Origin of the sequence: Serratia sp. (in: enterobacteria), from assembly GCF_052400455.1 — a bacterium.
GTDB classification, from domain to species: domain Bacteria; phylum Pseudomonadota; class Gammaproteobacteria; order Enterobacterales; family Enterobacteriaceae; genus Serratia; species Serratia ureilytica.
The window spans coordinates 2,987,288-3,004,755 of the sequence record NZ_CP185812.1 but is presented as its reverse complement, the minus strand read 5'-3'; the positions used below and the strand labels follow the sequence as shown (position 1 = coordinate 3,004,755).

The 17,468-nt window shown below is 58.5% G+C and carries 13 protein-coding genes; 10 read left to right on the top strand and 3 right to left on the bottom strand.

Annotation, left to right across the window (positions count from 1 at the left end; translation table 11 throughout):
* Window positions 1–21 precede the first annotated feature (21 nt).
* Window positions 22–1,422 carry a flagellar filament capping protein FliD gene (fliD, locus tag ACORQT_RS14525; protein ID WP_042784806.1) on the bottom strand — a complete coding sequence of 467 codons (1,401 nt, stop codon included), beginning with the start codon at window positions 1,420–1,422 and terminating at the stop codon, window positions 22–24.
* A gap of 281 nt (window positions 1,423–1,703) precedes the next feature.
* Between fliD and ACORQT_RS14520 the strand changes: the two genes are divergently transcribed.
* The 7 genes from ACORQT_RS14520 to tcyN all read left to right on the top strand — a co-directional run bounded on the left by ACORQT_RS14520 (window position 1,704) and on the right by tcyN (window position 7,693).
* Entirely contained in the window at window positions 1,704–2,771 is a 1,068-nt protein-coding gene (locus tag ACORQT_RS14520) for a flagellin FliC (RefSeq protein WP_042784804.1), read from the top strand.
* 182 nt (window positions 2,772–2,953) lie between these two features.
* Window positions 2,954–3,676 carry an RNA polymerase sigma factor FliA gene (locus tag ACORQT_RS14515; protein ID WP_004934752.1) on the top strand — a complete coding sequence of 241 codons (723 nt, stop codon included), beginning with the start codon at window positions 2,954–2,956 and terminating at the stop codon, window positions 3,674–3,676.
* A 56-nt stretch (window positions 3,677–3,732) separates the two neighbouring features.
* Window positions 3,733–4,242 carry a flagella biosynthesis regulatory protein FliZ gene (gene fliZ, locus ACORQT_RS14510; protein ID WP_033643501.1) on the top strand — a complete coding sequence of 170 codons (510 nt, stop codon included), beginning with the start codon at window positions 3,733–3,735 and terminating at the stop codon, window positions 4,240–4,242.
* 124 nt (window positions 4,243–4,366) lie between these two features.
* The gene (locus tag ACORQT_RS14505) at window positions 4,367–5,359 is read left to right on the top strand and encodes a D-cysteine desulfhydrase (protein WP_033643500.1); all 993 of its coding nucleotides are present in this window, start codon (window positions 4,367–4,369) and stop codon (window positions 5,357–5,359) included.
* A gap of 115 nt (window positions 5,360–5,474) precedes the next feature.
* A complete protein-coding gene (gene tcyJ / locus ACORQT_RS14500; RefSeq protein WP_033650878.1) occupies window positions 5,475–6,275 on the top strand; it encodes a cystine ABC transporter substrate-binding protein in 801 nt (266 codons plus the stop codon).
* Window positions 6,275–6,937 (top strand): cystine ABC transporter permease, encoded by a 663-nt coding sequence (tcyL, locus tag ACORQT_RS14495; RefSeq protein ID WP_033643498.1) that lies wholly within the window; start codon window positions 6,275–6,277, stop codon window positions 6,935–6,937. Before tcyJ ends, tcyL begins: the two co-directional genes overlap by 1 nt.
* A 3-nt stretch (window positions 6,938–6,940) precedes the next feature.
* Complete coding sequence (gene tcyN, locus ACORQT_RS14490; protein ID WP_033643496.1) at window positions 6,941–7,693, top strand: L-cystine ABC transporter ATP-binding protein TcyN; 753 nt, start codon at window positions 6,941–6,943, stop codon at window positions 7,691–7,693.
* Window positions 7,694–8,005: 312 nt separating this feature from the next.
* On the opposite strand, the gene putA is transcribed toward tcyN, so the two are convergent.
* The gene (gene putA, locus ACORQT_RS14485) at window positions 8,006–11,977 is read right to left on the bottom strand and encodes a trifunctional transcriptional regulator/proline dehydrogenase/L-glutamate gamma-semialdehyde dehydrogenase (RefSeq protein ID WP_046896608.1); all 3,972 of its coding nucleotides are present in this window, start codon (window positions 11,975–11,977) and stop codon (window positions 8,006–8,008) included.
* Window positions 11,978–12,548: 571 nt separating this feature from the next.
* Between putA and putP the strand changes: the two genes are divergently transcribed.
* Window positions 12,549–14,033: a sodium/proline symporter PutP gene (gene putP, locus ACORQT_RS14480; RefSeq protein WP_164057355.1), complete on the top strand. Its 1,485-nt coding sequence runs from the start codon at window positions 12,549–12,551 to the stop codon at window positions 14,031–14,033.
* A 59-nt stretch (window positions 14,034–14,092) separates the two neighbouring features.
* Here the strand turns inward: putP and ACORQT_RS14475 are convergent, their stop codons facing one another.
* Window positions 14,093–15,055: a glycosyltransferase family 2 protein gene (locus ACORQT_RS14475; protein ID WP_049866685.1), complete on the bottom strand. Its 963-nt coding sequence runs from the start codon at window positions 15,053–15,055 to the stop codon at window positions 14,093–14,095.
* Window positions 15,056–15,456: 401 nt separating this feature from the next.
* On the opposite strand from ACORQT_RS14475, the gene efeU reads away from it, so the two are divergent.
* Together efeU and efeO are read left to right on the top strand one after the other, a co-directional pair.
* Window positions 15,457–16,302 (top strand): iron uptake transporter permease EfeU, encoded by an 846-nt coding sequence (gene efeU / locus ACORQT_RS14470; RefSeq protein ID WP_164057354.1) that lies wholly within the window; start codon window positions 15,457–15,459, stop codon window positions 16,300–16,302.
* Window positions 16,303–16,322: 20 nt separating this feature from the next.
* On the top strand, window positions 16,323–17,459 hold the full coding sequence (efeO, locus tag ACORQT_RS14465; protein ID WP_164057353.1) for an iron uptake system protein EfeO: 1,137 nt from the start codon (window positions 16,323–16,325) through the stop codon (window positions 17,457–17,459).
* Window positions 17,460–17,468 lie beyond the last annotated feature (9 nt).

The following is a 17,468-nucleotide window of genomic DNA, read 5'->3' as shown; positions in this document are numbered from 1 at the left end:
TTTCTTTGCCTTGTTAAAGGGTTACTTGAACTGTTGAGCCAAATAGTTACTGGTGCCGTTCATTTTCGACATCATGGTATCCAGCTGAACGAACTGTTGTTTATAACGATCGATGGTGTTTTGAATGCTGGCCGTGACCGTGGTGATCTGGCTGTTCAGGCGATCGAGGTTAGTGTTGATGCTTTTGGTCGAGTTCTCGATGATGCCGCCGGATTTGATGTAGTTCTGGATCTCGTTGTGGATCTCGGTGGCCATGCCGGTGTCTTTGCCGTTACCGACGAAGAAGTTGCTGACCTGATCCGGCTTCTCATCCATCGCTTTCTTCAGCTTGGCGCTGTCGATTTCCAACTTGCCGGTTTTGGTGTTGGTGGAAATGCCGAGGTTGCCCAGGCCTTTCAACTCCGGGTTGTCCTGGGCGGCGCTCAGCGCGCTTTTGATCGACGACTGAATGCCGCGCAGGGTGTTGTCGCCCAGCAGCGGGCCGTTGGTTGGGTTTGGCGCTTCGCCGGTTTTCACCGGGGTGAACTTGGACAGCGAGTTGAAGGTGTCCAGCAGCGAGTTATAGCTGTCGACCCACTCTTTGATCTTGTCGGTGGTGCCGGCGGTGTTGGTGCTGATCACCAGGTGTTGCGGTTCATCGGTTTTGGTTTTGGTTTTCAGATCGATGGTGACGCCCTGCAGGGCATCGCTGATCGAGTTGGTGCTGCGTTTGATGGCCGTGCCGTTCACCATCAGCTCCGCGTCCTGCGGCGCGACCGTCTGCTTCATGGCGGTGGTGGTGCCGCGGGTGGCGTTGTAGTTCAGGATATCGCCCAGTTTGTCGTCATTGTCGACCTGGAGGGAGATCTTGTTGTTTTCGCCGGTGGTGGAAGAGCTGATCGCCAGCTGGTAGTCGTTGTCGCCGACGCGCATGATGCTGGCGGTGACGCCGGCCTTGGCGCCGTTGATGGCGTCGCGCATCTCAACCAGCGAGGTTTGATCGTCGCTCAGCGGGATTTTGGTGGCTTTCGGCGGGTTGCCGGCGGTGATGGTCAGGGAACGGTCGGTGGCGCCTTCGGTGCCTAACTTGGCGCCCTGGTCGCTGACTTTCGCCTGAGTGGTCAGGGTTTGCGCCTGCGCCAGGTTCTTCACTTCCACCACATAGTTGCCCGGCACCGCCTTGGCGTTGGTGGTGATCTTGAAGGCGTCGTGTTCGGTGGCGGTGGTGGCCTTGAAGAAGTCCTCTTTCGCCATCTCTTTGCTGAGGTTGTCGAATTTTTCCAACGCGCCCTTCAGCGTGCCGTAACCGGTCAACTGGGCTTTATAGCTGGATTGTTTGGTGGTGTAAGGGGTCAGGCGCTGTTGTTCCGCTTTGGTCAGCTTGTCCAGCAGGCCATTGAGGTCGAGTCCTGAGCCGAGACCTAATGAACTGATCGTTGCCATGGGTAATTCTCCTTGATTATGACTTTATTCGCTTTACGCGTTATCGGCCCAGTGATGAAAAAGTTTACCGAAAAAAACAAAAAACCGATGGCGCAATAGAAGAGGGAAAAACCGCGTTATTTCCGCCATTGCGGCGGACGCAAAAAAAATTAAAAAAATTCTAAAGGTTGTTAGGGGAGGGCCGATACCTGAGGGGACGGTGGTTGACGCCGTGGGCAAACAAGCCCGAACCTTTTAACTGTGTTGCGAAGAACGCAACTGACTCGTAAGGAAAGCAAACAATGGCACAAGTAATCAACACTAACAGCCTGTCTCTGATGGCGCAGAACAACCTGAACAAATCTCAGTCTTCTCTGGGCACTGCGATTGAGCGTCTGTCTTCCGGTCTGCGTATCAACAGCGCGAAAGACGATGCTGCGGGTCAGGCGATCTCCAACCGTTTCACCGCTAACATCAAAGGCCTGACTCAGGCTTCCCGTAACGCCAACGACGGTATCTCTCTGGCGCAGACCACTGAAGGCGCACTGAACGAAGTTAACGACAACCTGCAGAACATCCGTCGTCTGACCGTACAGGCGCAGAACGGTTCTAACTCCACCAGCGACCTGAAATCCATCCAGGACGAAATCACTCAGCGCATGTCGGAAATCAACCGTATCTCCGAGCAGACTGACTTCAACGGCGTGAAAGTGCTGAGCAGCGATCAGAAACTGACCATTCAGGTTGGCGCTAACGACGGTGAAACCATCGATATCGACCTGCAGAAGATCGATTCTGGCAAACTGGGTCTGACTGGTTTCGATGTAACTGAAAAAGGCACCAAAATTGGCTCTGCAGTTGCCGATAAAGCCATGGTTAAAGATGACACCGGTAAAGATGTTGCTTTCGACCTGGCTGAATCTTCCAAAGCTGGTGGCGCTTTAGAGAAAGCGACTCTGGTTTCCGGTAAAGACAAAGACGGTAAAGAAGGTTACTACATTCAGACTACTGATGCAGCGACTGGCGCAAAAACCTACGCCACTGCGAAAATCGACGACAAAGGCGTTGTAACCAAGGGTACTGACGTTACTGACGTTAAAGATCCACTGGCTACCCTGGACAAAGCGCTGGCACAGGTTGACGGCCTGCGTTCTTCCCTGGGTGCGGTACAGAACCGTTTCGATTCTGTTATCAACAACCTGAACAGCACCGTGAACAACCTGTCCGCTTCTCAGTCCCGTATTCAGGATGCTGACTACGCGACCGAAGTGTCCAACATGAGCCGTGCCAATATCCTGCAACAGGCTGGCACCTCTGTTCTGGCACAGGCTAACCAGTCAACTCAGAACGTTCTGTCCCTGCTGCGTTAATCGTCTCTCCCGATTAACTGTCGCAAAGAAACCCCGCTTCGGCGGGGTTTTTTTATGCTCGCGCACCGCGCGGTTATTACATGGCGCAAATAAAGCCCGTTTTGTGCGACTGTTCAGCCGATTGGCATTTCGCCCCCTACGCATAATAGCGCTGACTCTCTTATCCGCAGGTTTAAGACATAGTGAGCGATCTGTATACCGCCGAAGGCGTGATGGACAAAAATTCTCTCTGGCTGCGCTACGTCCCATTAGTGCGCCACGAGGCGCTGCGCCTGCAGGTCAGGTTGCCCGCCAGCGTGGAGCTTGACGACTTGCTGCAGGCCGGGGGAATCGGGTTATTGAACGCCGTTGAGCGTTATGACGCCCTACAGGGAACCGCCTTTACCACCTATGCGGTGCAGCGCATTCGCGGCGCGATGCTCGACGAGCTGCGCAGCCGCGACTGGGTGCCGCGCAGCGTGCGGCGCCACGCGCGCGAGGTCGCGCAGGTGATGCGGCAACTGGAACAGCGTTATGGCCGGCCGGCGAGCGAGACGGAAGTGGCGCAGACGCTGAATATCTCGCTGGATGAGTACCGTCAAATTCTGTTGGACACCAATAACAGCCAGCTTTTCTCTTACGACGAATGGCGCGAGGAGCATGGCGAAAACGCGGAACCGATGCTGGAAGGGCATGAAGAGGCCAACCCGCTGCATCACCTGTTGGAAGGTAGCCTGCGCCAGCGAGTGATCGACGCCATCGAGGCGTTGCCGGAGCGCGAAAAAATGGTGCTGACGCTGTATTACCAGGAAGAGTTGAATCTCAAAGAGATCGGCGCCGTGCTGGACGTCGGGGAATCCCGCGTCAGTCAACTGCACAGTCAGGCGATCAAACGGCTGCGTGCGCGGCTGGCGAACGATACCTGACGGCGGGCTGCCGCCCCCTCAACTCGATGACTCATGCGACAATCGGACTGCCCCTTATGCCAGGAATACTGTTGAAGAAACGGCCGCTTAGCCGTTACCTGAAAGATTACAAGCACAGCCAGACCCATTGCTCCCAGTGCGGTAAATTGTTGGACCGCATGGCGCTGGTGTTTCGCGGCAAGATAATCAATAAAGAAGCCATCGCGCGCATGGATCAGCCGATCGACGATGCGGTCTGGCAAAACGTGCAGCATGAGCTGACCGCACTGTGCCGCTTTTGCAGCGAGATTTCCTGCAACAGCCACCCGAGCTATTTCGACATCATGGCGTTCAAGCAGTATCTGTTCGAACAGACCGAGATGAGCCACAGCACCATTCGCGAGTACGTGGTGCGGCTGCGCCGGCTGGACGAAATGCTGGTGGCGCGTAATTACCCGGCGGACAAGTTCGCCAACTGCGCCAGCCATCAGCGCATTATCGACGATCTGCCTACCGCAGCGCACAACAACTACCGCATTGCGCTGCGCAAATACGATCAGTATCTCGCCTGGCAGCGCAGCTACTGAGATTTTCCCCGGCCGCTGGGCCGGGGTCTGCGGATCCCCCCGTGATAAAGGATGATTATTCAGTTCACATCTGCTAAATCTATCGGTTATCAGATGTTGATACTCGATTCCCTGGGGGGAAGTAGTGAACCTGCAACAACAACTGGCGCAATTTCCGCGTCTGGATCTGGTTGGCGTCGCCACGCCGCTGGAAAAGCTGTCCCGTCTCTCCGATTATCTCGGCCGTGAAATCTACCTTAAACGTGACGATGTCACCCCTATGGCCCTGGGCGGCAACAAGCTGAGAAAGCTTGAGTTTCTGGCTGCCGATGCGCTGAGGCAAGGCGCCGATACGCTGGTTACCGCCGGCGCCATTCAATCCAATCACGTGCGCCAGACGGCGGCGGTGGCGGCGAAACTGGGCCTGCACTGTGTCGCGCTGCTGGAAAACCCTATCGATACCCGCGCGGAAAACTACCTGACCAACGGCAACCGCCTGTTGCTCGGCTTGTTCAACGCCGAAGTGGTGATGTGCGAAGCGCTGCACGATCCGCAGCAGCAGCTGGCGGAGCTGGCGACGCGCCTCGAGGCGCAGGGCTTCCGGCCTTACGTGGTGCCGGTGGGCGGCTCCAATGCGCTGGGCGCGCTGGGATACGTGCAGTGCGCATTGGAAATCGCCGAACAGAGCCAACGCAGCAACGTGGCGTTCAGTTCGGTGGTGGTGGCGTCCGGCAGCGCAGGCACCCACGCCGGGCTGGCGGTGGGGCTGCAACAGCTGCTGCCCGAAACCGAGTTGATCGGCGTGACGGTCTCGCGCACCGTGATCGATCAGTTGCCGAAGGTGGAACAAATCCAGAAAGCCCTGGCCTGTTCACTGAATATCGACGAACTGGCGCCGATCGCGCTGTGGGACGATTACTTCGCGCCGCAGTACGGCATGCCGAATGAAGAAGGCATGGCGGCGGTGCAGCTGCTGGCGCAGCAAGAAGGGGTATTGCTGGATCCGGTATATACCGGCAAAGCGATGGCCGGTTTGATCGACGGCATCGCCCAGCGGCGTTTCCGCGACGAAGGGCCCATCCTGTTCGTTCACACCGGCGGTGCGCCGGCGCTGTTCGCCTACCATCCGCAGGTGTAAATGCCGCTTGTTATTCCATTTTGAACTATATTTATAAAGTTATATTCCTTTATGCGGGCGGTCGCACTGTTAAAGTGCTGATATCAAAAAAGATAAATAACACACAGGGGTGTTTATGATGTTTGCGAAAGTTCGTCGTCAATGGTTGTTGGGCGTGGTGGGTATTGCGTTGGCCGCCGGTGTGACGACGCAAACCTACGCCGCCGATAACCTGCTGCAGCAGGTGAAACAGCGCGGCACGCTGATCGTTGGGCTGGAAGGCACCTATCCGCCGTTCAGCTTCCAGGGTGAAGACGGCAAATTGACCGGTTTCGAAGTGGATTTCGCCAACGCGCTGGCGCAACATCTGGGCGTGAAAGCCAAGCTGAACCCGACCAAGTGGGACGGCATGCTGGCGTCGCTGGAGTCAAAACGCATCGACGTGGTGATCAACCAGGTGACAATCTCCGATGAGCGCAAGAAGAAATATGACTTCTCCACCCCTTACACCGTTTCCGGCATTCAGGCGCTGGTGAAAAAGGGCAACGAAGGCACGATCACCAAGCCGGAAGACCTGAAGGGCAAGAAGGTCGGCGTTGGCCTGGGCACCAACTATGAGCAATGGCTGCGTGCGAACGTGCAAGGTGTAGACGTGCGCACTTACGACGATGATCCGACCAAGTATCAGGATCTGCGCGTCGGCCGTATCAACGCCATTCTGGTGGACCGTCTGGCGGCGCTGGATCTGGTGAAGAAAACCGGCGATACGCTGGCGGTGGCCGGCCCGGCATTCTCCCGCCAGGAGTCCGGCGTGGCGCTGCGCAAGAATAACCCAGAGCTGCTGGCCGCGATTGACCAGGCGATCGCCGAGATGCAAAAAGACGGCACGCTGGCGAAGATCTCCGAGAAATGGTTTGGCGCGGACGTAACTAAATAATGCACGAAAGTATTCAACTGGCGCTGGATTCAGCGCCATTTTTATTGAAAGGCGCCATACTGACGCTCCAGCTTAGCCTGGGCGGCATGGCGTTCGGCCTGTTGCTTGGTTTTCTGCTGGCGCTGATGCGCCTTTCGCCGCTTTGGCCGCTGTCGTGGCTGTCGCGCATTTACGTATCGCTGTTCCGCGGCACGCCGCTGATCGCCCAGCTGTTTATGATCTACTATGGTCTGCCGCAGTTCGGCGTTGAATTCGATCCTTTCCCGGCGGCGCTGATTGGCCTGTCGCTCAATACCGCCGCTTACACCTCAGAAACGCTGCGCGCGGCGATTTCGTCGATCGATAAAGGGCAGTGGGAAGCCGCCGCCAGCATCGGCATGACCCGTTGGCAAACTCTGCGCCGGGTGATCTTGCCGCAGGCGGCGCGCACCGCCTTGCCGCCGCTGGGCAACAGTTTTATCGGCCTGGTGAAAGACACCTCGCTGGCCGCCACCATTCAGGTGCCGGAACTGTTCCGCCAGGCGCAGCTCATCACCTCGCGCACGCTGGAAGTGTTCACCATGTACCTGGCGGCATCGCTGATTTACTGGGTGATGGCGACCCTGCTTTCCGCACTGCAAAACCGTCTGGAAGCCCACGTTAATCGCCAGGATCAGGAGTAGCGCATGAGTGCCATTGAAGTTAAGCAATTGACCAAGCAGTTCAAGGGTCAGACGGTGCTGCATGGGATCGATCTGGCGGTTGACGCCGGCGAAGTGGTGGCGATCATCGGGCCGAGCGGTTCCGGGAAAACCACCTTGTTGCGCTGCATCAACCTGCTGGAGGAACCGGATTCCGGCACCATCCGCGTCGGCGATATCCGGATCGACGGCAGCAAGCCGCTGAGCAAACAGAAAAATCAGGTGCGCGCGCTGCGTCAGCAGGTCGGTTTCGTGTTCCAGAACTTCAACCTGTTTCCGCACCGTTCGGTGCTGGAAAACATCATTGAAGGGCCGGTTATCGTTAAAGGCGAGGCGAAAGCCAGCGCCGAACAGCGCGCTCGCGCGTTGCTGGCCAAAGTGGGCCTGAGCGGCAAAGAGGCGGCTTATCCGCGTCGGCTGTCCGGCGGGCAGCAGCAGCGGGTGGCTATCGCGCGCGCGCTGGCGATGCAGCCGGAGGTGATTTTGTTCGACGAGCCGACGTCGGCGCTCGATCCCGAGCTGGTGGGGGAAGTGCTCAATACCATGCGCTCACTGGCGGAAGAGAAACGCACCATGGTGATCGTCACCCATGAGATGAGCTTCGCTCGCGACGTGGCCGATCGGGTTATCTTTATGGATCACGGCCGCATCGTCGAACAGGGCCCGGCGAAAGCGCTGTTCGCCAATCCGCAGCATCAGCGCACCCAGCAATTCCTCGACAAGTTCCGGAATCAATAAGGCGGCGGGGGCGTTTCCCCCGACCGCATTCACTCCGCTTTCAACCATTCGTTTCGCGCGGCGGCGGCGAGAAATCCGCTGCGGCTGCCGTATCCCGGATATTACCGAACCCGAAAGCCAATGCGTTTCGTAGCGCTCTGACGCGGCTTTCAAGCAGAGTAATCCATCGTCCATGAGCGACGCCCCACCCTGTAAGGATAACAAGACGCTAACGGCCGATCGGCCTGCGGACAATAAAAAACCCTGCACGAGTGCAGGGTTTGCCTAGCGGTAAGCCTATCAGGCTGCAACGCGTGCAGCCTTGAGGATGCGTTAACCGATGGTCATCAGGCTGGCGTTACCGCCGGCAGCGGCGGTGTTGACGCTCAGGGAACGTTCGATCAGCAGGCGTTCCAACAGGATGTTGGTTTCACCGTGGGCGAAGCCCTGCACCGAGACGATGGCGCCGCCGCGCTGGGCGATCTGCTCGCACAGGGTGCGCAGCTGGTCGGCATCGCCGTGGTAGATGGCGGCGTCGAACTCGACCTTGTCCTGCTGCCAGTCTTTGCTGAAGGCGATGCGCGCCTGCACATCGTTCGGCAAGCGGCGGAACAGATTGCGTTGCAGTTCCGCTTCCGGCCACAGCGCGCAGCTGCCAACCGCCAGCACGGCGGCCAGCTGGATCAGCGCGTCGGTTTCGTTATCCGCCAGGCACAGCACGCGTTCACGCGGCAGCAGGGCATAGGTGTTGCGCTCGCCGGTCGGGCCCGGCAGCGGACGTACGGTGCCGCCTTGGCCCAGTTCCGCATAACGTTGCGCCAATGCCGCCAGTTCGCCTTGTTGGCTGGTGACCGCCCACTTCTCCAGCGATTGCAGCGCGCCCAGCAGCTGCGGCCGCGCGGTGGCTTCCATCGGGCGCTCTTCGTCCTGGCGGTGCAGCGTACGTTGCAGCGCGTCGTCCGGACGGTTGGCCAGCAGACGGTACAGGTACAGCGGGCCGCCGGCTTTCGGGCCGGTGCCCGACAGGCCTTCGCCGCCGAACGGCTGCACGCCGACCACTGCGCCGACCATGTTGCGGTTGACGTACAGGTTGCCGACCTTGGCGCGTTCGGTCACCCGGGCGATGGTTTCATCGATACGGGTGTGAATGCCCAACGTCAGGCCATAACCGGCGGCGTTGATCTGATCGACCAGCGCGTCCAGATTGTTGCGCTGGAAGCGCACCACGTGCAGCACCGGGCCGAAGATCTCTTTCTGCAGCTCGTCGAAGCTGTCGAGCTCGATCAGCGTCGGCTTGATGAAGGTGCCGCGCGCCCACTCTTTCTCATCCTGCGCGCTGCCTTTGGCGGCCTGGTACACCTTGCGGCCTTTGGCGCGCATTGCCTGGATGTGGCGTTCGATGCCGGTTTTGGCTTCGGCGTCGATCACCGGGCCCACGTCGGTGGACAGGCGTTCCGGGTTGCCCATGCGGCATTCGGCCATCGCGCCGCGCAGCATTTGCAGCGTGTGCTCGGCCACGTCTTCCTGAATGCACAGGATACGCAGCGCGGAGCAACGCTGCCCGGCGCTGTCGAAGGCGGAGGCCACCACGTCGGTCACCACCTGTTCGGTCAGGGCGGAGGAGTCGACGATCATGGCGTTCAGGCCGCCGGTTTCGGCGATCAGCGGCGTCGGACGGCCTTGCGGATCCAGACGGCCGGCGATGCTGCGCTGCAGAATGCCGGCGACGTCGGTGGAGCCGGTAAACATCACGCCGCGGACGCGGGCGTCGTTAACCAGCGTTGAGCCGACGGTTTCACCCTGGCCCGGCAGCAGCTGCAGCACGCCTTGCGGAATGCCGGCTTCCAGCAGGATACGCACCGCCTGCGCGGCCACCAGCGGCGTTTGCTCAGCCGGTTTGGCCAGCACGCTGTTGCCCGCCGCCAGCGCGGCGGCGATTTGGCCGGTGAAGATCGCCAGCGGGAAGTTCCACGGGCTGATACAGACCACCGGGCCCAGCGGGCGGTGGCTGTCGTTGGCGAAATCGTCGCGCACCTGGCCGGCGTAGTAGTGCAGGAAATCGACCGCTTCACGCACTTCGGCGATGGCGTTGTTGAAGGTTTTACCCGCTTCGCGCACCAGAATGCCCAGCAGGCTTTGCAGTTGGCTTTCCATCAGCTCGGCGGCACGTTCGAGGATCGCGGCGCGCTCCGTCGGCGGTGTGGCGAACCAGATTGGGCCGGCGGCCGCGGCGGCGTCGAGCGCGCGGCTGACTTCGCCTTCGGTGGCTTCACGCACGTAGCCGACCACATCGCCCGGCTCGGCCGGGTTGATCACCGGCTGTTCGACGCCCTGATCCAACTCGGCGTCGATGATCGGTTCCGCGCGCCATGGATGGCTGGCGCTGGTGAGCAGGGCGCTGGACAGCGAAGCCAGACGCTGTTCGTTGGACAGATCCAGACCGCTGGAGTTGGTGCGCTTCTCGCCGTACAGCTCGCGCGGCAGCGGGATGCGCGGATGCGGCAGGCCAATTTGACCTTCGCTGGCCGCCAGCGCTTCCACGGCGCTGACCGGATCGGCCACCAGCTCGTCGAGCGGCAGGGTGGCGTCGGCGATGCGGTTGACGAACGAGGTATTGGCGCCGTTTTCCAGCAGGCGGCGCACCAGATAAGCCAGCAGCGTTTCATGGGTGCCGACCGGCGCGTAGATGCGGCAAGGGCGGTTCAGTTTGCCGTCGGCCACTTTGCCCACCACCTGTTCGTACAGCGGTTCACCCATGCCGTGCAGGCACTGGAACTCATACTGGCCAGGGTAGTAGTTGTTGCCCGCCAGGTGATAAATGGCGCTCAGCGTATGGGCGTTGTGGGTCGCGAACTGCGGATAGATCAGGTTCGGCACCGACAGCAGCTTGCGGGCGCAGGCCAGATAGGAAACGTCGGTGTACACCTTGCGGGTGTAAACCGGGTAGCCTTCCAGGCCGTCCATCTGGGCGCGTTTGATTTCGCTGTCCCAGTAGGCGCCTTTCACCAGACGGATCATCAGGCGACGGCGGCTGCGTTGCGCCATGTCGATCACTGCGTCGATGGCGAATGGGCAGCGTTTCTGGTAGGCCTGAATCACGAAGCCGATGCCGTTCCAGCCGGCCAACTGCGGTTCGAAGCACAGCTTCTCGAGCAGATCGAGCGAGATCTCCAGACGGTCGGCCTCTTCGGCGTCGATATTGATGCCGATATCGTACTGGCGTGCCTGCAGGGTCAGCGACAGCAGGCGCGGGTAAAGCTCTTCCATCACGCGTTCGTACTGCGCGCGGCTGTAGCGCGGGTGCAGGGCGGACAGCTTGATGGAGATGCCGGGGCCTTCATAGATGCCGCGGCCGTTGGAGGCTTTGCCGATGGCGTGGATAGCCTGCTGATAGGAAACCAGGTAGGCCTGGGCGTCGGCTTCGGTCAGGGCGGCTTCCCCCAGCATGTCGTAGGAGTAGCGGAAGCCTTTTTCTTCCAGCTTGCGCGCGTTGGCCAGCGCTTCGGCGATGGTTTCGCCGGTCACGAACTGTTCGCCCATCAGGCGCATCGCCATGTCCACGCCTTTGCGGATCAGCGGCTCGCCACTCTTGCTGATAATGCGGTTCAGCGAGCGGGACAGATTGGCTTCGTTATGGGTCGACACCAGCTTGCCGGTGAACAGCAGGCCCCAGGTGGCGGCGTTGACGAACAGCGACGGGCTGCGCCCCAGGTGCGAGTGCCAGTTGCCGTTGCTGATCTTGTCGCGGATCAGGGCATCGCGGGTCGGTTTGTCCGGAATGCGCAGCAGCGCTTCCGCCAGGCACATCAGCGCCACGCCTTCCTGCGAGGAGAGGGAGAACTCTTGCAGCAGGCCTTGCACCATGCCGGCGCGGCCGTTTGCACTTTTTTGGTTACGCAACTTCTCGGCGATGCCGTAGGCCATTTTGTGAGTGGCCTGTGCAAGATCGGCGGGTAATCGCGCCTGTTCGAGCAACATCGGCACCGCTTCGGTCTCCGGGCGGCGATACGCGGCGGTGATGGCGGCGCGGGTCACCGACTGCGGCAGAATTTGTTCGGCGAAATCGAGGAATGGCTGGTGTGACTCTTCCTGCGCTTGCGGCATAATGTCGTCCGCTTCAGGCTGGCCCGCTGCGGCCAGCGCTGGAATTTCAGGAATATCGGTACCGCTCTCGAGACGCTCGAGGTAATTAAAGATGGCCTGCTTGATGAGCCAGTGCGGCGTGCGATCGATGCGCTGCGCGGCGCTCTTGATCCGGTCGCGTGTTGCCTCGTCGAGTTTCACGCCCATTGTGGTAGTGCCCATGCCTGTCCAACTCCTGTGTTTAGAACCTATCCCATCAGGCTAGACAAACAGCAGGCCGGAAAGCCTGTTGGGATAGGTTCGTGAGATGTGTGGTGTCAAGAATGCAGACAATATCCTGCATGTTGCAACTTTGTGCAACCTTGTTAAATCAGGCGGATGAGCGAAGTGTGAGTTTCATCGATTTTTTAACACGGGCAGTTGGCACGAATGTTGCGTTATTGAGCGAACGCGGCGGGGTTAATGATGCCGCAGGCGCTTTACCTTGCGGTATATAAGGGTAATGGCAGGGTGCAACTCATTTTGCTTGTCGTGAGTGCAACCTTTGAGCCCGGTAAATGTGACGCAGGGTAAACTTTGTGTAACTTTGTTGTTAAATATCTTGTTGGTTGATGAAAGGCTCATCTAGGATAACCGACGGTCAACAATTACGGGCAGAAACTATTTTACCTGCACTTGCTCGCAGGCTGCGCCACGTTCCGGCGCGGCGGCCAGTGAAATGCATTGCGCGTGGGTTTACCGGCGCCGGCTTGGCCGGAGCGAAACGCGAATAATAATGAAAGTGGAGAATTAAATGACAATGAGCACACCTATGCTGGTGACCTTCCTGGTATACATTTTCGGGATGGTGCTGATCGGCCTGCTTGCCTACCGGGCAACCAATAACTTTGATGACTATATTCTCGGCGGCCGCAGTCTGGGCAGCGTGGTGACCGCGCTGTCCGCCGGCGCTTCCGACATGAGCGGCTGGCTGCTGATGGGCCTGCCGGGCGCCATCTTCCTCTCCGGCATCTCCGAAAGCTGGATCGCCATCGGCCTGACCATCGGCGCTTACCTGAACTGGAAGCTGGTGGCAGGAAGGCTGCGCGTGCATACCGAAGCCAACAACAATGCCCTGACGCTGCCGGATTATTTCACCAGCCGTTTTGAAGACAACAGCAAGCTGCTGCGGGTGATCTCGGCCATCGTCATCCTGGTGTTCTTCACCATTTACTGCGCCTCCGGCATCGTGGCCGGCGCGCGTCTGTTCGAAAGCACCTTCGGCATGAGCTACGAAACCGCCCTGTGGGCCGGCGCCGCGGCGACCATCCTGTATACCTTCATCGGCGGTTTCCTGGCGGTGAGCTGGACCGACACCGTGCAGGCCAGCCTGATGATTTTCGCGCTGATCCTGACCCCGGTGATCGTGATCTTCGCCGTCGGCGGCATCGATACCTCGATGCTGGTGATCCAGGCGCGGAACCCGGCCAACCTCGACATGCTGAAGGGGCTGAACTTCGTCGCCATCCTGTCGCTGCTGGGTTGGGGCCTGGGCTACTTCGGCCAGCCGCACATCCTGGCGCGTTTCATGGCGGCGGATTCTCACCGCACCATCCGCAGCGCGCGCCGCATCAGCATGACCTGGATGATCCTGTGCCTGGCCGGCACCATCGCCGTCGGTTTCTTCGGTATCGCTTACTTTGCCAATAACCCGGATCAGGCCGGCAACGTGTCGCAAAACGGCGAGCGCGTGTTCATCGAACTGGCGATGCTGCTGTTCAACCCATGGGTGGCGGGCGTGCTGCTGTCGGCGATTTTGGCGGCGGTTATGAGTACCCTGAGCTGCCAGCTGCTGGTCTGTTCCAGCGCAATCACCGAAGACCTGTACAAAGCGTTCCTGCGCAAAGGCGCCAGCCAGCGTGAACTGGTGTGGGTCGGCCGCGTCATGGTGCTGGTGGTGGCGTTGGTCGCCATCGCGCTGGCGGCCAACCCGGAGAACCGTGTGCTGGGCCTGGTGAGCTACGCCTGGGCCGGTTTCGGCGCCGCCTTCGGCCCGGTAGTGCTGATCTCGGTGATGTGGTCGCGCATGACCCGCAACGGCGCGCTGGCCGGCATGTTGGTCGGCGCGGTGACGGTGATCGTCTGGAAACAGTACGAATGGCTGGGCCTGTACGAAATCATCCCGGGCTTCATCCTGGGCTGTCTGGCCATCGTGGTGGTGAGCCTGATGGGCCGCCAGCCGTCTTCCACCATGACCGAACGTTTCGATCAGGCGGAAGCCGAGTACAAAACGGTATAACTGACGATAAATAACGAGGGGCGCCCACGGCGCCCCTTTTTTTGACCAAGCCGCAGGCATTACCCTTTAAAGAAAGTCACCATGCGTCTTAATGGTGAGGTCATCTTCCAGGATGTCGAGTTGCGCAGCTCATCGATTTCTCGTTTCAATCCCGCTACCTCACCAGACACAATGTCATTGTGTTTGATGAGTTCACCCTTCAGGTCGGCGATAATGTCGCTATTGGTGTACTTGAAACAATCGACCATATGACAAATGAACTTATTGTATTCGTCCTGCACCTGATTGGCATTGGCTGGAGGATGATTAATCAGTTCGATGATACAGTTATAGTAGCCGTTGATATGTTCATCGCCTTTCTTTTGCGTCATTACTGAGCCATGCCGCACGCGGCGTAAATAGAATTTTTCATTGACACAATGAACGGTAATATCATTTTCAAGCAGAAGGCGCGTAGTGAATATGTTGTCTTCATGTACGATGCCATTTTTGAACTGGATGTTTTTTAAAGCTTTTCTGCTGGATATGTAAAGGCAAGGACTGACGATGTAATTGCCGAGATTAACAGCTTGCTGAAAAAAATGCGTACCGGAGCAGGTGAAATTACTCAATAAACCGTTTCTTTCATACTTTGGGTTGAATCTCTCAGCCAGTTTTTCATCGTCGAAGAAGACGGAAGACTCAAAGAAGACGACGTCACTTTGGGTATCCTTTAATATGTCAGTCAAACGATCCAAGGCATTGTCGGCGAGCTTGTCATCGCTATCCACAAAGATCACATAATCACCTGATGCAGCGGCAAGCCCCGTGTTTCGGGCCGCCGATTGGCCTTGGTTTTCGGTATGGATCACTTTAATGCATGGTACATCGAAGCTATCCAGTATCGTGCCGGTTTTGTCGGTTGAACCATCGTTGATCAAGATGATTTCAATTTTCTCATGATCGTTTTGCAGTAAGGATCTAACGCATTCACCAATGTATTTTTCCGTGTTAAATGCCGGAACGATGGCGGATATCTTCATTTTCACTCCATTTTACTCGCTGCAGGCTCGCCTCATGCCGGTTAACCAGGTTCTGACGGCAGGATTAAATCGTTTCCATGTCGATCATGATAAGTTTGCTGCCACACCGTTTCTGTGTTGCTCATAAGGAACAGAGCCGGCATATCCCTCAGGTTTACCGTGTCAGGGCGGGGTATTTCACTCACTGCAGTATATCATGGCTCTTCATGAACGTTCTGCGCTCTCCGCCTTGTAACACCTGGCGACATTTGATTAGAAAAAATCACGCTTGCGCCTCTTGTATTTCTTTTTGGCAGAATGATAATCACTCTCGTTGTATTTTACGTTTCTTTACATACTCGCCGCGGCTCATTGCGAGCCGGTTTTCTCTGCCGCCGCGGTCTTTTCAGGGGTGATTAGTTATGTTCGTTCCCTTTCTTATCATGTTCCGTGAGGGTCTGGAGGCCGCGCTGATCGTCAGCCTGATCGCCAGCTACCTGAAACGCACGCAGCGCAGCCAATGGCTGGGCGCGGTGTGGATCGGCGTGATTGTCGCGGCGGCGCTGTGTCTGGCGCTCGGCATCTTCATCAATGAGACCACCGGCGAGTTCCCGCAGAAACAGCAGGAGCTGTTCGAAGGCATCGTGGCGGTGGTGGCGGTGCTGATCCTCACCTATATGGTGTTCTGGATGCGCAAAGTGTCCAGGTCGGTCAAGGTACATCTGGAAGGGGCGATCGATCAGGCGCTCAGCGCCGGTAAAGGGCAGGGGTGGGCGCTGGTGGCGATGGTGTTCTTCGCCGTGGCGCGCGAAGGGTTGGAGTCGGTGTTCTTCCTGCTGGCGGCGTTTCAGCAAGACGTGGGCGCCGCAGCGCCGATCGGTGCGGTGCTCGGCCTGGTCGCCGCCATTGTGCTGGGCATGATGATTTACTGGGGCGGGGTGAAGCTGCATCTGGCCAAATTCTTCAAATGGACCAGCCTGTTCATTCTGTTCGTCGCCGCCGGGCTGGCCGCCGGGGCGATCCGCGCCTTCCACGAAGCCGGTCTGTGGAACCACTTTCAGGACATCGCCTTCGATTTCAGCAGTGCACTGTCGACCCATTCGCTGTTCGGTACCCTGCTGGAAGGCATCCTCGGTTATCAGGAAGCGCCGACGGTCAGCGAAGTGGCGGTCTACTTCCTGTATTTGATCCCGGCGCTGATTTTCTTCTTTCTGCCGCAGCGCGCGGCGCCGGCAGCGGCCCCGGCGCAACGTAAAATCAATCATTAATGTTTAATAGGGAATCTCGTATGTCTACTCCGTTATTTCGCCGCAAGGCGTTGCACGCAGCATTACTGTCTATCCCGGCGTTTGCGCTGAGCATCGACGCCTTGGCGGCGGAGGTGCCGCAGGTCAAGGTCACGGTCAACGACAAGCAGTGCGAACCGATGCAGCTGACGGTGCCGGCCGGCAAAACGCAGTTTGTGGTGCACAATACCAGCCAGAAAAACGTCGAATGGGAAATCCTGAAAGGGGTGATGGTGGTGGAAGAGCGCGAGAACATCGCGCCGGGCTTTACCCAGAAAATGACCGCCACGCTGGAGGCGGGCGAATATGACATGACCTGCGGGCTGCTCAGCAATCCGAAAGGCAAACTGACTGTCACCGCAGCGGCCAACGGCGCCACCGACGGCAAGCCGAACGCGCTGGACCTGGTCGGCCCGATTGCCGAATACAAGGTTTACGTCACCAAAGAAGTCGATGGGTTGGTGAAACAAACCAAGCTGTTTACCGACGCGGTGAAGGCCGGCAACGTGGAACAAGCGCGCAAGCTGTATGCGCCGACCCGCCAGCACTATGAGCGCATCGAGCCGATCGCCGAGCTGTTCTCCGATCTGGACGGCAGCATCGACGCCCGCGAAGACGACTACGAGAAGAAATCGGCGGATCCGAACTTCACCGGCTTCCACCGTCTGGAGAAGGCGCTGTTTGCCGACAACTCAACCAAAGACATGGGCGCCTACGCCGATCGCCTGTACCACGATACCGTAGAACTGCAAAAGCGCGTGAGTGAACTGACCTTCCCGCCGAGCAAAGTGGTGGGCGGCGCAGCCGGGCTGATCGAAGAGGTGGCGGCCAGCAAAATCAGCGGTGAAGAAGACCGCTACAGCCGCACCGATTTGTGGGATTTCCAGGCCAACGTCGACGGCGCGCAGAAGATAGTCAACCTGCTGCGTCCTTTGCTGGTCAAGGCCAATAAGCCGCTGCTGGACAAGATCGACGCCAACTTCAAAACCGTGGACACCATCTTGGCGAAGTACCAAACCAAAGACGGCTATGAGTCCTATGAGAAGCTGACCGATGCCGATCGCAATGCGTTGAAAGGGCCGATCACCACGTTGGCGGAAGATCTTTCCCAACTGCGCGGCGTATTGGGTCTGGACTGAGGCATACGG

Excerpts from the sequence above, each read along its gene's own strand:
- fliD (WP_042784806.1), bottom strand. The coding sequence starts at position 1,422 with ATGGCAACGATCAGTTCATTAGGTCTCGGCTCAGGACTCGACCTCAAT.
- ACORQT_RS14520 (WP_042784804.1), top strand. The coding sequence starts at position 1,704 with ATGGCACAAGTAATCAACACTAACAGCCTGTCTCTGATGGCGCAGAAC.
- fliZ (WP_033643501.1), top strand. The coding sequence starts at position 3,733 with ATGCCAGGAATACTGTTGAAGAAACGGCCGCTTAGCCGTTACCTGAAA.
- tcyJ (WP_033650878.1), top strand. The coding sequence starts at position 5,475 with ATGATGTTTGCGAAAGTTCGTCGTCAATGGTTGTTGGGCGTGGTGGGT.
- tcyL (WP_033643498.1), top strand. The coding sequence starts at position 6,275 with ATGCACGAAAGTATTCAACTGGCGCTGGATTCAGCGCCATTTTTATTG.
- tcyN (WP_033643496.1), top strand. The coding sequence starts at position 6,941 with ATGAGTGCCATTGAAGTTAAGCAATTGACCAAGCAGTTCAAGGGTCAG.
- putA (WP_046896608.1), bottom strand. The coding sequence starts at position 11,977 with ATGGGCACTACCACAATGGGCGTGAAACTCGACGAGGCAACACGCGAC.
- putP (WP_164057355.1), top strand. The coding sequence starts at position 12,549 with ATGACAATGAGCACACCTATGCTGGTGACCTTCCTGGTATACATTTTC.
- ACORQT_RS14475 (WP_049866685.1), bottom strand. The coding sequence starts at position 15,055 with ATGAAGATATCCGCCATCGTTCCGGCATTTAACACGGAAAAATACATT.
- efeU (WP_164057354.1), top strand. The coding sequence starts at position 15,457 with ATGTTCGTTCCCTTTCTTATCATGTTCCGTGAGGGTCTGGAGGCCGCG.
- efeO (WP_164057353.1), top strand. The coding sequence starts at position 16,323 with ATGTCTACTCCGTTATTTCGCCGCAAGGCGTTGCACGCAGCATTACTG.